11 protein-coding genes are annotated in these 13,697 nt (G+C 69.2%); 7 read left to right on the top strand and 4 right to left on the bottom strand.

The annotated features are described in order from the left end of the window. Positions 1-173: 173 nt before the first annotated feature. Positions 174-2,246, bottom strand: a complete 2,073-nt coding sequence (locus ACEU5R_RS20490) for a TerD family protein (protein ID WP_392411426.1) — start codon at positions 2,244-2,246, stop codon at positions 174-176. A 263-nt stretch (positions 2,247-2,509) separates the two neighbouring features. Between ACEU5R_RS20490 and ACEU5R_RS20485 the strand changes: the two genes are divergently transcribed. The 4 genes from ACEU5R_RS20485 to ACEU5R_RS20470 all read left to right on the top strand — a co-directional run bounded on the left by ACEU5R_RS20485 (position 2,510) and on the right by ACEU5R_RS20470 (position 5,418). Then, positions 2,510-2,821, top strand: a complete 312-nt coding sequence (locus ACEU5R_RS20485) for a helix-turn-helix domain-containing protein (protein WP_103274863.1) — start codon at positions 2,510-2,512, stop codon at positions 2,819-2,821. After that, the gene (locus tag ACEU5R_RS20480) at positions 2,818-4,056 is read left to right on the top strand and encodes a type II toxin-antitoxin system HipA family toxin (RefSeq protein WP_392411425.1); all 1,239 of its coding nucleotides are present in this window, start codon (positions 2,818-2,820) and stop codon (positions 4,054-4,056) included. Before ACEU5R_RS20485 ends, ACEU5R_RS20480 begins: the two co-directional genes overlap by 4 nt. Before the next feature lie 30 nt (positions 4,057-4,086). Continuing rightward, positions 4,087-4,389 (top strand): helix-turn-helix transcriptional regulator, encoded by a 303-nt coding sequence (locus tag ACEU5R_RS20475; protein WP_212322539.1) that lies wholly within the window; start codon positions 4,087-4,089, stop codon positions 4,387-4,389. A 63-nt stretch (positions 4,390-4,452) separates the two neighbouring features. Further along, a complete protein-coding gene (locus ACEU5R_RS20470; RefSeq protein ID WP_392411424.1) occupies positions 4,453-5,418 on the top strand; it encodes a zinc-dependent alcohol dehydrogenase family protein in 966 nt (321 codons plus the stop codon). 86 nt (positions 5,419-5,504) lie between these two features. Here the strand turns inward: ACEU5R_RS20470 and ACEU5R_RS20465 are convergent, their stop codons facing one another. From ACEU5R_RS20465 to ACEU5R_RS20455, 3 genes are read right to left on the bottom strand one after another with little or no spacing between them, the layout of a single operon-like run. Beyond that, positions 5,505-6,362, bottom strand: a complete 858-nt coding sequence (locus ACEU5R_RS20465) for a class I SAM-dependent methyltransferase (protein WP_392411423.1) — start codon at positions 6,360-6,362, stop codon at positions 5,505-5,507. 16 nt (positions 6,363-6,378) lie between these two features. Further along, positions 6,379-6,717 carry a glyoxalase/bleomycin resistance/extradiol dioxygenase family protein gene (locus ACEU5R_RS20460; protein ID WP_103274858.1) on the bottom strand — a complete coding sequence of 113 codons (339 nt, stop codon included), beginning with the start codon at positions 6,715-6,717 and terminating at the stop codon, positions 6,379-6,381. A 10-nt stretch (positions 6,718-6,727) separates the two neighbouring features. Then, positions 6,728-6,895, bottom strand: coding sequence for a CopG family transcriptional regulator (locus ACEU5R_RS20455; RefSeq protein ID WP_103274857.1), 168 nt, complete (start codon positions 6,893-6,895; stop codon positions 6,728-6,730). Positions 6,896-7,280: 385 nt separating this feature from the next. Here ACEU5R_RS20455 and ACEU5R_RS20450 point away from each other — a divergent pair, with 385 nt between their 5' ends. From ACEU5R_RS20450 to ACEU5R_RS20440, 3 genes are read left to right on the top strand one after another with little or no spacing between them, the layout of a single operon-like run. After that, on the top strand, positions 7,281-8,672 hold the full coding sequence (locus ACEU5R_RS20450; protein ID WP_392411422.1) for an SWIM zinc finger family protein: 1,392 nt from the start codon (positions 7,281-7,283) through the stop codon (positions 8,670-8,672). Further along, positions 8,669-11,233 (top strand): DUF6493 family protein, encoded by a 2,565-nt coding sequence (locus ACEU5R_RS20445; RefSeq protein ID WP_392411421.1) that lies wholly within the window; start codon positions 8,669-8,671, stop codon positions 11,231-11,233. Before ACEU5R_RS20450 ends, ACEU5R_RS20445 begins: the two co-directional genes overlap by 4 nt. An 8-nt stretch (positions 11,234-11,241) precedes the next feature. After that, positions 11,242-13,638 carry a DUF6493 family protein gene (locus tag ACEU5R_RS20440; protein WP_392411420.1) on the top strand — a complete coding sequence of 799 codons (2,397 nt, stop codon included), beginning with the start codon at positions 11,242-11,244 and terminating at the stop codon, positions 13,636-13,638. Positions 13,639-13,697 lie beyond the last annotated feature (59 nt).

Below are 13,697 nucleotides of genomic sequence, written 5' to 3'. Positions count from 1 at the left end.
GGCCGCGTCCCCCGGCGTGCCAAGGGATGGTGGCGTTCCTGGTTTCCTTGACGGGCAGTGGGGTGCCGCTACGGACATGAGTCGCGGGCACAGGTGCCTTCCTCCGGTTCGCGTGCAATTCTTGTCCATGGAGCCGGATGGCGCGCAAGCAGGGTTGATTGAGTATTCCCGAGTCAAAGAAACCGTGACCGAATCACGTCCACATCGAACGGCGTAATCCCCTGGTGAGGCGCAAATACGGTCTCGGCCTGCTGCGGCGTTTCCACCCGTTCCCCCCGCGCGCGTACATGCAGGTCAAACAGCGTCTCCAGATCCGGCCGGGGCGTATGCACCAATGCCCGCAGCATCAAGGACACCCCGCTCAGATTGTTCCGCACATTGTTCCAGCGCGGCGTGGACGTCAGCCCCAGGTCGGCCCAGAGCACGCGGCGTTCCTGCAGATCCATCACGAAAGGCAGGCAGATCTGCGTGTCCGACGCGATGTCGATCCGGTCGACCACCGTGCGTGGCTCGTACACTTCACCCGAGGCCAGATCGGCGCGTGCCATCCAACCGGCGAAGCACTCGGGCAGGTCGCAGTACGGCTGCCGGGTGTAGGAGTTGATGGACGTGACGACGTAGCGGATGCCTTTCTCGACGAGGGCGTCGATGTCCAGGTCGATGAACTCCGAGGCGCCTTGCGGGGCGTCGACGATGTCGCCGCTGTGGTAGCCGCCGAAGCCCTTCAGGTTGTAGTACGCGACCGTCTGCATGAACACGAAATTGGCGTCGAAGAAGGCGGCGGACAGGTCGATGTCCGTGCGCGCGCGGCCGTTCTTCCACCACAGGAACAGGCGGATGAAGCGCGTGTCCGGCAGCGGCAGGCAACTGCCGCGCACCAGCGTGCGCAATGACTTCGATGCGGCGCGCTGCGCCAGCGGCACGATGTAGTCGCGCAGCGCGGGGTCGACGAAGCAGCGGCCCAGCGGCGGCAGCGAGGCGAAGCGCTTGACGAGCGCGTCCTGGCAGATCCGGGCCGCGCGCGCCAGCACTTCGGGCGCCAGCGGCTCACGGCGATCCTGGATGCCGTAGACCTTGGCCAGTGCGCCCTTGGGCGTGAAGGCCCGCAAGGGCAGGGGGCGCGGCGCCCGGGCCTGGGCCAGCACCTGCAGCAGGATCGGCGTGGACGCTTGCGCCGCCACCGTTTCGAATGCGTCCAGCACGGCGCCGGGTTCGGTCGAGCGGCGCAAGGTCACATCCAGCCGGCGCGCGAATTCGCCGGGACGTTGTTGCAGCAGGGGCGTGAGCGCGGCGATGTGCCGTTGGGCCAGCAGCGTCTCGACGCGCGACCCGAACGAGGCCGGCGCGTCGTTGCGCCGCGCCGCCGTGATGGCCGCCAGGGCGCGCGGGTATTTGTCGGCATAGTCGCCCGGGTGCAGCACTTCGGCCAGGCGCTTCCAGCGCTCGGCGTGGCGCATCACGTCTTCCACTGCGTTGGGCGCGCGATCGAGCAGGCGCAGCAGCAGGCGGCGCACGCCGCGCTTCATCGGCGCGAAGCGTGTCGTCGCCGTGGTCAGCGACACATCTCCGCCGCTCAGGGCCACCGCCAGCCGCAGCGCGTCGGTCGCGGTCTCGACGTTGCGATCCAGGAATTCGTCCACCCGCGCATCGCCCGCCACGTGCTGGACCAGCGCGCCGCCAACCAGCGCGCGGATCTCGCGGAACGGCACGTCCCCGGGCAGCAGGCGGAAGACATCGCCGCGGTATTGCCGGATGAACCAGGCAACATCGGCGGCGTCCACCTCGGACAGCGAGGTGCGCGACGAGACCAGCGGCGCCAGCAGCGACTCGAATTCAGCGACGCGGCCCAGTTCGATGAGCCAGGGCACGAGCTTGCCCTCGAGCAATGGCGGGCGGGCATGCTCGTGCGCCGGCAGGCGGCGCAGCGTGAGGTAATGCATGACGGCCGTCAGGTACAGCTCGGCCTTCGAGGCTTTCAGCACCTGCTCGGGGAAGCCCGGATAGAACGGCTGGTGCTGCACGTGCGCGCCGACCCGGCGGCGCAGCACGCCAAGCATGTCGCGCAGCCAGCGCGCGAGTTCATCGGCGGACAGCATGCCGATCCGCTCGATCACCGACTCGGACAGGATGCAGTGGAACGCCGCGATTTCCTGGATGGCCGACGCGACCTGGGCGCGCGTGGCGCCGCCAGAACCCACGGGGACGTGGACCTTGGTGGCGCGGCGCAGGAACAGTTCCTGATTCATGCTTGCCTTGCTCCGGTGGCTCGCCGCTGCGAGCGAGCGGCGGCGTCATGGCGACGCCGATGTGAAAACGCCTGCGTGACGCAGGCGCGGTGTGGAGAGCGGGACCCCTAGGTAATCAGGGTGAGAAGGAAGGTGTCCCATAGCCACGAGGGGCATTGTACGGAAGGCCGGGCTTGCTTGCCAGATGGTGCTGCGTTATATAGGTCTATAAAGATCATAAAAGTGATACTTATAAAGAAAAAATCTAGATAAAGAGCAGAGAAATGTCATTTAATTTGGCATCCACCGCCGAGATCCTGCGGGCCTTGGGCTCACGGCTGCGCATCCAGCGGTTGGCCCAGGGTCTGCCTCAGCGCGAGCTGGCGCAGATGGCCGGCCTGTCGCTCGGCGCGTTGCGCAAGCTGGAAGGCAGCGGCCAGTCATCGCTGGAGACCTTGATCCGCGTGACGCAGGCCTTGGGACTCGTGGATGAGCTGCAGGATCTGTTCGTGCTCAGGCGCCAATCCATCGCCCAGATGGCGCAGGCGGAATCCGCCGGGCAACGACAACGGGCGCCTCGTCGGAGCAAGACATGAAGCAGCTGGCCGTTCATTACTGTGGCTGGGGCGAGGACTGGCTCCTGGGGCTCCTGGCCGATGACGGCGCCACGCTGCTGTTCGAATACGCGTCCGAGGCCCTGGCGCAGGGACTGGAGCTGTCGCCGCTGCATCTGAAGCTGCGCGCTCCGGCCTACGGGGATTTTCCGCCTTATCTGCATCGGTTGCCTGGCCTGATGGCGGACAGCCTGCCCGATGGCTGGGGGCTGCTGCTGATGGATCGTTTGTTCCGCCGCCAGGGATTGCGTCATCCTGGGCCCCTGGATCGGCTGGCATTCATCGGGGACCGCGCCATGGGCGCGCTGCGCTTCGTGCCGGCGGCCGATCCGCATGCCGTGGAGCCCGACTGGAGCCTGCTGGCCCTGGCCCGGGAAAGCGAGCGGGCTCTGGCTGGAGAGGCGGGCGTTGCCTTGCGCGAACTGGCGCTGACCGGCGGGTCTCCGCAAGGCGCGCAGCCCAAGGCCTTGGTGCAGCACGACGCCGCGACCGGTCACGTCAGCACGCGCGGCGATGCGCCCGGCGTTCCCTGGTTGGTGAAGTTTCCGGCGCAGGGCGAGCATAAGGAGGTATGCGCCGTCGAACAGCTGTATGCCGAGCTGGCCCGCGATTGCGGCCTGGAGGTGCCAGCCAGCGCCTTGTTCGATCTGTCGTCCAGGCTTGCCGCCTTTGGCGTGGCGCGCTTCGACCGGGAACGAGGCATGCGCGTGCCCGTGCATAGCCTGGCGGGCCTGCTGCAGGTGGATTTCCGCATGCCGGGCAGCACGGACTACACGACCTTGCTGCGGGCCACCCGGTTGTTGACGCGCGATGAGCGCGAGGTTGAGAAGGCCTATGCGCGTGCCGTCTTCAACGTGTTGTTTCACAACCAGGACGATCATCCGAAGAACTTTGCATGGCGTCTCGGGCAGGATCGGCGTTGGCGATTGGCGCCCGCATTCGACCTGACGTTCAGCCACGGACCGATGGGACAGCATCACATGGATGTGTGCGGCGAAGGCGCCGCGGTGGGACGGGATCACTTGCTGCGGCTGGCCAGGGAGGGCGGGGTAGGCATGCCCATGGCAGAAGCCACGCTCGACCGGATGGTTGAGCAGGCGGCGGCCTTCGCCGGACGCGCCGAGGCGTTTCCAATTCGTCGCGCCACGGTGCGGCGGATGAGCATCGCGATAGCGGCCAGCCGCGCGCGGATTCAAGGCGTTCGACGGGGAAATTGACATATCGGTAATTTCCGATATGATCCCGCCATGGACCTGCTAGACATTTTCAAAGCCCTCTCGAACCGCACCCGCCTCGACATCCTCAAAGGCCTGAAGGATCCCGAGCGGCACTTCCCGCCGCAGGACGAGGGCGACGTGCATACGGTGGGCGTGTGCGTCAGCAGCATCCAGGAAGGCGTCGGGCTGTCGCAGTCCACGGTGTCCGACTATCTGGCCACCCTGCAACGCGCGGGCCTGGTCGAGGTCCGGCGCATCGGCCAGTGGACCTACTACAAGCGCAATGAAGCCAACATCAGCGCCTTTGCCAAGCTGATCGGGAAAGAGCTCTGAATTTTTTTGCCGTTAAATATCGGAAAATCCCGATATCCCTTTTTATCGAAATCAGGAGTTGAAATGAAAGCAATCGTGCTCAAGTCATTCGGCGGCCCCGAGTCGTTCGAACTATGCGACGTGCCCAAGCCCGTGCCGCAGGCGGGGCAGGTGCTGGTGCGGGTGCATGCCACGTCGATCAATCCGCTGGATTACCAGGTCCGGCGCGGCGACTATCCCGATCTGGTGCCCTTGCCGGCCATCACCGGCCACGATGTCTCGGGCGTGGTCGAGGCTGTCGGGGCTGGGGTGACGGCCTACGCGCCGGGAGATGAGGTCTGGTACACGCCGCAGATCTTCGAGGGGCAGGGCAGCTACGCCGAGTACCACGTGGCCGCCGAGAGCATCGTCGGCAGGAAGCCCGCCGCGCTGAGTCATCTGGAGGCGGCCAGCCTGAGCCTGGTGGGCGGGACGGCCTGCGAGGCGCTGGTCGCGCGCGCGGGGCTGCGGGTGGGGGAGAGCATCCTGATCCACGGCGGCGCCGGCGGGGTCGGCCACGTGGCGATCCAGCTTGCCAAGGCCATCGGCGCCCGGGTGCTCACGACCGTGCGCGAAGCGAACTTCGCCTTCGCGCGCGAGATGGGCGCGGACGTGCTGATCGACTATGAAAAGGAGGACTATATCGACGCCGTATTGCGGGCCACGGATGGCCGGGGCGTGGATGTCGTGTTCGATACCATTGGCGGCGATGCCTTGTCGCGCAGTCCCGACGCGCTGGCGCAGCTGGGCCGCGTGGTGTCGATCGTGGACATCGCGCAGCCGCAGAACCTGATCCAGGCCTGGGGCAAGAACGCGGCCTATCACTTCGTGTTCACCCGGCAGAATAGCGGCAAGCTCGATGAGCTGAGCGCATTGGTGGCGCAGGGCCGGCTGCGGCCGCATGTGGGGGCGGTCTATGCGCTGGCCGATGTTCCGGCCGCGCATGCGCGGCTGGAGAGCCGCAACAACGGGGTGCGGGGGAAGGTCGCGATTGAGGTGGCGCCCGCCTAGCGAGCGAGGCGCTTGCCGCGTCGGGTGGCGCGCGGTTTGGTGGCCGGGAATCAGCGCAGGATCTGCCGTAGGGCAGTACTCGCCGGCTACGTGCCCGCAATCAGAAATTCTTCGGCGCTCGACAAGCTCAAGCCGTCCGTTCGCCCCGCGAAGTACCGCTGCGCGAGCACGGCGGGCGCGACGTGCCGGACATCGCGGAACCCCGCCTCCCGCGCCATCGCCATGATCTGGGCCGGCGCATAGAAGCTGATGAACGGCGTCCCGCTGGCGCGGGCGCCCTTGACGGCCATTTCGATGCCGGGCCGGACATCGGGCGCCATCTGTTCCACCGGCAGCATGAACGTCATGGCGAGCGTGGAGCCGGGCGCCAGCGCGGCCACCTGTCGAAACGTGGCCAGCGTCGCGTCCCGGGTCAGATACATGCTGACGCCCGTGGAAGCGACGAAGGCCGGGCGCGTCGCATCGAAGCCCGCCTCGGCCAGCGCTTGCCAGGCGGAAGCGCCGGCCTCGAAGTCCACCGGGACCAGTTGCAGCCATTCCGGCACGCCGTAACCCAGCTCGACCAGTCGCCGGCGCTTCCATTCCTGCGGCGCGGGCTGGTCCACTTCGAACACACGCATGCGGCTGGCGATGTCGGGCCGGCGCTGGGCGAAGCTGTCCAGGCCCGCGCCCAGGATCACGTACTGCGCGACGCCCTGGGCGGCCTGTTCCAGCACCAGGTCTTCCACGAAACGCGCCCGCGCGACCATGGACGCGCGGAAGGTCCGGGTGAAGATCGGATCCATGTCGGGGCGCTCGTGCCAGCTGTCCGGCGGGGCCAGCAGCCGCAGGCCGATGTCGTCCTCGAAGACATGCGGCGGCGCATCGGCTTGCAGATGCAGGGCGCGCCACAGCGCGGTGCGCTCGGCCGTGCTGTCTGGGCTGGGGGCTTTGCTGTTCGGCATGGCGGTCGCTCCGCTTTTACTTGGGCGCCTGCAGGCTCCAGACACGGCCGTCGGGATCGCGCACCGTCATCTCCTGCGTGCCCCAATGGGTGTCCTGGAAGGGGGAGACGACTTCGACGCCGGGGTCCAGCTGGAGCGCCCGGGCATCGGCGACTTTCATCACCAGCTGCATGGCTGGCGCCTGGTCGGCGGGCACTTCGGCGATGAAGAGGTAGGGGCCCGGGCCGTTGCGGAGCTGGCCGGAGTTGTGGTCGGTTTCGAAGTCGAGCGTGTAGCCCAGGGACTGGAAGAATTTGGCCGACCTGCCCCAGTTGTGGGTCGTCAGGAATATGGCTTCTACACCTTCGGTTTTCATGGGATGGCTCCTAGTTTGGGTCGGCGGGCTTGTCGGCGTGATCGGCCAGATAGGCCCGCAGGGCTTCGGCGACCAGGGCCGACAGCGAAAGCTCGGCTTCGATCGCATGGTGCTTGACCTCCCGGATCAGGCTGACCGGCAGGTACACGTTGAACTGTTTGACGCTGTCATCACTCATGTTGCTATGATGCTAGCAAGCTATATTTTTTGTCAATGCCGTTTGCCGGCACGCTTTGTCGATACGTTTCGTCAACGTCGTCAAACGGTCACCCAGTCAGGCTGTGATGGTCGGACGCGGCAGGGGCAAGCCGCCCGACGGCGTCTCGAAGCGCTCCCGCAGCGAGGCTGGCGCCGTGGCGGCGCCGGCCCGTCCTGCCGCGCAGGCCGGGCCCAACCGCCGACGCCAGTTAACATGTGACCCAATGACCACGCAGCTGACCGTCTCACCGGCGCAGTCGTCCCATGGCGGACGCCCGCCTCAGCCAGAAGATCACCCGTTCCCGTCCCGGATCGCGACGGCGGCGGATCATCGCGGCGTCCAGTCCGCATCAAGGAGTCCCTGCATGGCGGAGCTGGCTTATGCCTATCTTGCCCCTTCCGAATTCGCGCAGCGCCCGGGCCAGGCCGACCTGAGCCTGGCCACCAGCGGCGGCGTCGCGCCGTCGGGCGCGGTGGCGCATCCCTTCTTCTTTTCCGGTTTCGTGGCGCAGCCAGCCGTGGTGGCGCAAGCGCTGCTGATGCTGGCGCGGGTGGCGCGCACGCGGTTCTATGTGCCGCCCAATACCCTGGCGGCGGTGCTGCGGGCGGCCGATCCGGTCGTGACGTCCACGCCCGAGGGCCTGCGCTTCGAGTCGTTCAGCGTGTGCTGCGGCGTGTATGCGCGCCTGGACGTGGACGCGGCGGCGCTGGACGCCACGCACGTGGCGCCGGGCGTGACCAATGTGGATGTGAATCCGCCGCTGCGCCAGGCACTGGCGGGGCTGCGGGCGTCGGAGCCCCTGCACCTGAACGTGGGCAGTGATGCCTTGCGCGTGTCGACCGGAGCGGGCGAGATTGTCGAGGAAAAGGTGCCGCTGCCCACCCGCTGGCTCAAGGGTTTTGCCGAGACGCAGATGCTGTCGGCGGGCATGGCGTGCCGCCATGCGCTGACGGGGGCGGCCCTGCGCCAGTTCGTGCAGGCGCTGCCGCGGTCATCGTCGACCAAGACCGTGATGTGGGCGACCCAGGCGGCCCGCTCGCTGCGGCTGGCCACGCAGGCGACGCCCGGCGCGGTCTGCGTGGCGGGGCCGGAGCGGCTGCGCGTGCTGGAGCCCTTGTTGCGTTATGCCACCGCGCTGCGCGCCTATGGCGCGGAGACGGCGGCGGGCGCGCTGCCGCAGGCCAGCGCCTGGGTGCTGGAGCTGCCCGGCGCGCGGGTCACGCTGGGTCTGAGCCCGGAAAAGGCGCGGGGGTTCTCGGGCGAGGGCGCGGTGCTGCATCTGGTCGCGGACGGCGATGCGAATGAGGACGCGGCGTTCGTGTCGACGCTGCTGGCTTTCGAGCCGCGCATCGATATCGCGCAGCTGGCCGCCCGGGCCCTGTTGCCCGACGCGCAGATCGCGTCCGCGCTGGGCGTGCTGGCGTCTTCCGGCCAGGTGGGGTTCGATCTGGCGGCGGGCGCGTACTTCCATCGCCCGCTGCCGGTGCAGGCGGGGCTGCTGGATACGTTGCATCCCCGGTTGGCCGAGGCGCGCAAGCTGGTGGCCGGCGGCGGGGTGCGGCGCGAAGGCGAGGGGCAGTACACGGTGCAATCGACGCAGCAGCGCTACCGGATCGCGCTGGGCGCCGAGCCCGCGCAAGACCGTTGCACCTGCCCCTGGCACGCCAAGTATCAAGGCACGCGCGGGCCGTGCAAGCACACGCTGGCGGTGCGCATGTTTCTTGATCCCCTCAATGCGCCTGGAGCCGGAGCATGACCTTGAACCTGACCGAACGCCGCGCGGCGCTGCGCGAGGCCGCCGGCGGCGGCGACGCGGCGGATATCGCGCCGTTCGCGCGCGCGCTGGACGGCGCGGACGAGGACGAGCGCGCCGCGCTGGCCAAGGCCTTGCCGCCATCGCGCCTGTTCAACGCGGAGGGGCCGACGCCCCGGGCTTGCTTTGTGCTGGCCGCATTGGGTAAACCCAAGCTCGTGGCGGAGACGCTGGCGCCGGCGGACATGGAACGCAAGCGCGAATATGGCGCGCGCCACGGCGAGATGACGCCGGCCGTGATCGAGGCGGCAGCCGGACGGGACGCAACGTGGCGCGCCGCGTTCGTCGAGCTGTTAGCGGAGCAGTACTGGTGGGGTGAGCATCTGGCATGGCCGGTATGCCACGCGCTGGTCCGGCTGGACGGCGATGCGCCCTTGTCGGCGGCGTATCTGCGGTGCTTCGTGAGACAGGTCAGCGCCGTCGGCGCGGACGGGCAGCTGGACGCGGACCACGGCAAGCTCATGGCCGCGCACCTGCGGGCACATCCCGATTGGATCGGGCGTGAATTCTGGGCCTTGTTCCGGGTCGAGGGCATGGGCGCCGATTACCAGCTCGTCGAGCGCACCGGGCCGGCTTGGGACGCGGCCGTCCTGGCGTTGTGCCAGGAAGAGCCGGCGTTCCGCGAGCGGCTGCTGGTCGAGTCGAGGGAAGCGCTGCTGCGAGATTTTTCAGCGAAGAGCATCGCCTGGTACTTGCGCATGCATCGCCTGGCCGATCCGGCCGCGCACGAGGTCGTCGCCAGCCAGCACGCGTATCTCGCCGTGCTGGCCACGGCGCCCAGCACGGCGGTGGGCCTGGCCCAGGACATGCTCAAACGTGCCGTCGGGCTGCTGGACGCGGACGCGATGATCGATGCCGGGGCCGCCGTCCTGACGCGTGCGGAGAAGAAGCTGGTCAAGGCCCAGCTGGGGCTGTTCGCCGCGCTCAGGACCGATGCCGGGCAGCGCAACCGCCTTTCGCGGATCGTCGGCGAGGCGCTGGAAGGCATGCCGCTGGACCTCGCGCCGCTGGCGCGCAAGCTGGTGGACTCGTCGGACGAGACGCAGCGGGCCGCCACGGATGGCGAGATGGGCGCGCGGGAAGAGGGGGCGGCCCAGGCAGTCACGATACCGCCGCCGCGTCGCGAACCGTTGCCGGATCTGCCCGACCACACGCTCGCCATCGTCGATGACGAGGCATTGCATGCCTTGATCCGCGCGCAGTTCGAGGGCGCCGGGGACGGCGCCGAGTTGCCTCGCCTCTTCGCCTACCTGGCCAGCCGTCCGCAACTGCAACTGCCGGAGGCGCTGCGACACCGCGCCGCCGAGATCATCGAGTCTGTGTGGGACGAGCGCAATGCCTCGCCGCGACGCCTGCTGGCCGCCGCGCTGCTGGGCCGGGACGACGTCAGTTTCCAGGGCTATGCCCGCTATGTCGTGGCCAGCGCGGGCAAGCCGGATCCCGTGGGCGTGGCATTGCAGGAAAACACGTTCACCAGCCAAAGCTACGACGTGGCGACCGGCGACTGGACGATCCGCGATACCTGGACCTCCCGCTCGGGCTACCAATATCTGCCGACGCATGCGCCGCTGGCTCTGCTGGCCGGCGTCTTTCACGAACTGCGGGCCAGCCGGGCGCGGGGCGAGCCGTTCATTCCGCCGGTGGCCGTCCCCGGCCAGCGCTTCGTCTGGGAACGGGTGCTGGCCGAGCCGGGCGCAGGGACTTTTTCGCGCGACTTGCAGGTGTTGGGAGAAGGGCCCAAGCCGTTCTGGATGGCGGCGGCCGACGCTTCCACATCGCCTGCCCTGGATGTCGCCGACGTGCCCGCCGAATTCACCTTCCGCGCCCAGGAGGCGCGGGAACAGGACGGCTACGACCAGGTGGTGCAATGGACGGCCTGGCTGCTGCGATCCAACCCCGACACGCTGGCCGCGCACTTCCATCCGATGTTGTGCGCGGCGGTGAATGTGATCAACGTGCGCGGCCTGGGGCCGCTGCTGGCGGCGCTGGGCGCGTCCCGCAGGGCGCCGGGCGGACCCGTGTACTCGGCCTTGGCGCTGGCCGCGTCGGCGAAGATGACCGAGCAGCGCGCCCAGGCGGCGGAAGCGATCGCGCGCTTGGCCGACGTTGGCCTGCTGGATCCCGCGCCGTTCGCCGAGCAGATCGCGGCGCATCTGGCGGACGGTTTCGCCTTGGCCGGGCGGCTGGCGCAGACGCTGGCCGACGCGTCATCCATCAGCGCGCTCGCCGGCTGCCGCGCGCTGCAGACGCTGGAGGCGCTGTTGCCCAGGCTGGTCGATGCCGACGGCAAGCCGATGGCCCCGGCCGCCAAGCTCATCGAGCTTGCCGCGCGCCTGTCCAACGACTATGGCATGCCGATAGCCTTGCCCGCCACGCTGGCGGCGCGCCGCAAGGGCGCGTCGGTGCTGGCGGTGACCTTGCGCAGCCTGGAAACCGTCGCGCCGCGCGCGACGCCCTTGGCCGAAACCGCCGCTGCCGCCGCGCAGCGCACTCACGAGGAATAGCCGCTCGCATGACGACTTACGAAAATATCTTGGGCTACTACCGCGACCTGGCGCGGCTGGTCGAGGAAGGCGCGAGCTTGCGCGCGCTGTACGACGCCATGCTGGGCGTGCAGTCGGCAGACCTGCGCGCGGTGGACGCCTCGCCCAGGCGGCTGCGCGAGATGGCGCAAGGCTGGTCACAGCGCCCGAATTTCGTGCCGATCCGCCTGAACGAGCTGTTCAACGGGCTCCAGGTCGAGCACACCGATGACTACGTGCTGGCCATGGTCGGCGGGCTGGGCGGGCGGCACGAGCAGGAAGTGCGGCTGTTTATGCTGCGCCATGACCACGCGCTGCGCGATCAGGTGTTCTGGCGGGTCTTCGAGGTGGAAGGCGGCGGCGAGATCTCGCTGGCCAACATCGACAAGTTCTCGCGCGAGGAATTCAACTGGCACAACACGGTCGTGCTGCTGGCCAACGAAGGCACGCTGGAGCGGGGCCGCGTGCTGCGCGGCTGCCTGGAGGCGCTCAACCGGGATTTCTCCGCCTATCGCGCCGGCTGGTTCTCGCGCGTGTATGCGTCCCTGGCGCCCACGCCCGAAGAAACGGCGGCGGACCAGCCGCTGCTGCGCCTGTGCCTGGGTTCGTCGATCACCGCCACTGTCTCGCTGGGCGTCAAGCAGCTGGAGGTCCTGCACAAGCACGGCCTGCTCGACGCCGCGCCCTTCGTGCAAGCTTGCGGCGGCGCTTTTTCGGGGCCGAAGGCGGCGGCGCTGTCGGTGCTGCGCATGCTGGAGGCGCTGGGCGCGCGGGCCGCGGTCGAGTCCGACGCGGTGGCGCAGGCGCTGGCTTTGGGCCTGGGGCATCCGCATGCCGACGTGCAGCGGGCGGCGGTGAAGGCGCTGGCCAGGCTGGGCCGTGAGGATCTGGCGCATCAGCAGCGCGACGCGCTGGCGCCGGCGGTGGCGGCAATGCTGTCGGACGCCGGGGCCGGGAGCGCGGCAGGGGAAGGGCTGGCGGCGGGCGGCCAAGCCCCGCCTTCGTCCAACGCGCTTCCCGGCTTGCCGCCGCCCGCGCCGCTGCGCCCCTGGACCGACGAGGATGCCCAGGAACGCTATGCCGCGCTGCTGGAAGCGCCCGCCGACGCGCTGGAGTTCGAGCTGGCGCTGGCCTGGCTGGCGACGTCCGGGCAGGTGGCGGCCACGATCGCGCCCCTGGCGAAGCGGGCGCGCCACCTTGCCGAGCGCGACGAACAGCACTACGCGGCTGCGCTGCTGCTGGCGGCGCACGATCCCGCGAGCGCGTTCCTGCCGCGAAAGTTCTGGCAAAACACCAGGAGCCGGCAGGTCGATGGCGAGTGGGTGCGGGAGAATGTGGGCGAACCCAAGGCGCTGCCCAGCGCCGAGGAAACCACCATGCTGCCCAGTTTCGTCACCCGGCTGCGCGAGGTGGCGGGGATCGTGCAGGGCAGGGCGTCGCGCCGTCCGCTGCTGGCCACGCCCACCGACACGCAGGGCTGGGTCGATGCCGATGTTCTGCTGGCCCGTTACGAGGCGGGCAAGGAGAGTGGCGCGCCGTTCCCGGTGGATCTGACCCAGGCCTTGCTGCGCGTGCCGCCCGAACAGCGCGCGCGCGTGGTCGAGGCCACCGGCGGCGCGTGGCCGCGGATCACCGACACCTTGCGGATCGAGTGGCACAGCCGTGGGTCGGAAACCTTGAAGGCCGATGGCTCTCCGCAATGGGTGTGGTGGCACCCCGAGATCCAAGCGGAGCCCATGGAAGCGCCTTCGGCCACGCAGCCGGCGCTGATTCCGTCGGGCCCGCTGCGCTACAACGACGGCGTCGACGCCCATGCGCTGGTCTGCGCCGAACTCGGCCTGGCCCATCCGGCGTCGACTTTGCCGCTGACGGCCGCCAATCTGGGGCTGATGAATGTCGCGGCGAGCGATGACGCCGAGCACCGCGCGGCCGCCATCCTGCGCGTGCTGGCCACGCATCCGGGCGCCTGGCGGTCCGAAACGGCCCAATTGCTGGCCCTGGGCATGGCGGCCAAGCAGGCCGGGGTGCGCGCGCAGGCGGTGGAAGTGTTCGCCGCCGCGATCCCGGGCCGCGTGGACGCGGCGGCCGTGGCGCAGGCTTTTGCCGCCTGCGCGCCCGCCATCGTTCTGACGCGCTGGGCGGAGTCCTTCGCGGACGCCGCGACGCTCGCGCCCGCCGCCGTCATCGCGGTGCTGGGCGGCCTGCTGCCGCGCCTGGACCCCAAGGCGCGCGGCATCGGCGCGCTGCTGACGGTGCTGCTGGATGAGTCGCTGCGCCACGCGCGTCCGGTCGAGGATGTGGACCTGCGCGGCTGGCTGGCGGGCTTTGCCGGCGGGTCCGCCGCCGCCAAGGCCGCCAAGGCGCTGTTGGCGTTGGGGACGCCATAGCGCGTCCGTTCGCGTCCGCCGGCCCGCCGCGATCAGCGATATAGTGATGTGCCTTCAAG

Origin of the sequence: Achromobacter sp. 413638 (assembly GCF_043119405.1) — a bacterium.
GTDB lineage: Bacteria > Pseudomonadota > Gammaproteobacteria > Burkholderiales > Burkholderiaceae_B > Achromobacter.
Note: the sequence above shows the minus strand (reverse complement) of the source record. Positions and strands in the feature narration are given on the sequence as shown.

Coding starts and splice junctions, on each gene's coding strand:
- ACEU5R_RS20445 (WP_392411421.1), top strand. CDS start 8,669: ATGACCTTGAACCTGACCGAACGCCGCGCGGCGCTGCGCGAGGCCGCC.
- ACEU5R_RS20455 (WP_103274857.1), bottom strand. CDS start 6,895: ATGAGTGATGACAGCGTCAAACAGTTCAACGTGTACCTGCCGGTCAGC.
- ACEU5R_RS20485 (WP_103274863.1), top strand. CDS start 2,510: ATGTCATTTAATTTGGCATCCACCGCCGAGATCCTGCGGGCCTTGGGC.
- ACEU5R_RS20480 (WP_392411425.1), top strand. CDS start 2,818: ATGAAGCAGCTGGCCGTTCATTACTGTGGCTGGGGCGAGGACTGGCTC.
- ACEU5R_RS20465 (WP_392411423.1), bottom strand. CDS start 6,362: ATGCCGAACAGCAAAGCCCCCAGCCCAGACAGCACGGCCGAGCGCACC.
- ACEU5R_RS20475 (WP_212322539.1), top strand. CDS start 4,087: ATGGACCTGCTAGACATTTTCAAAGCCCTCTCGAACCGCACCCGCCTC.
- ACEU5R_RS20460 (WP_103274858.1), bottom strand. CDS start 6,717: ATGAAAACCGAAGGTGTAGAAGCCATATTCCTGACGACCCACAACTGG.
- ACEU5R_RS20490 (WP_392411426.1), bottom strand. CDS start 2,246: ATGAATCAGGAACTGTTCCTGCGCCGCGCCACCAAGGTCCACGTCCCC.
- ACEU5R_RS20450 (WP_392411422.1), top strand. CDS start 7,281: ATGGCGGAGCTGGCTTATGCCTATCTTGCCCCTTCCGAATTCGCGCAG.
- ACEU5R_RS20470 (WP_392411424.1), top strand. CDS start 4,453: ATGAAAGCAATCGTGCTCAAGTCATTCGGCGGCCCCGAGTCGTTCGAA.
- ACEU5R_RS20440 (WP_392411420.1), top strand. CDS start 11,242: ATGACGACTTACGAAAATATCTTGGGCTACTACCGCGACCTGGCGCGG.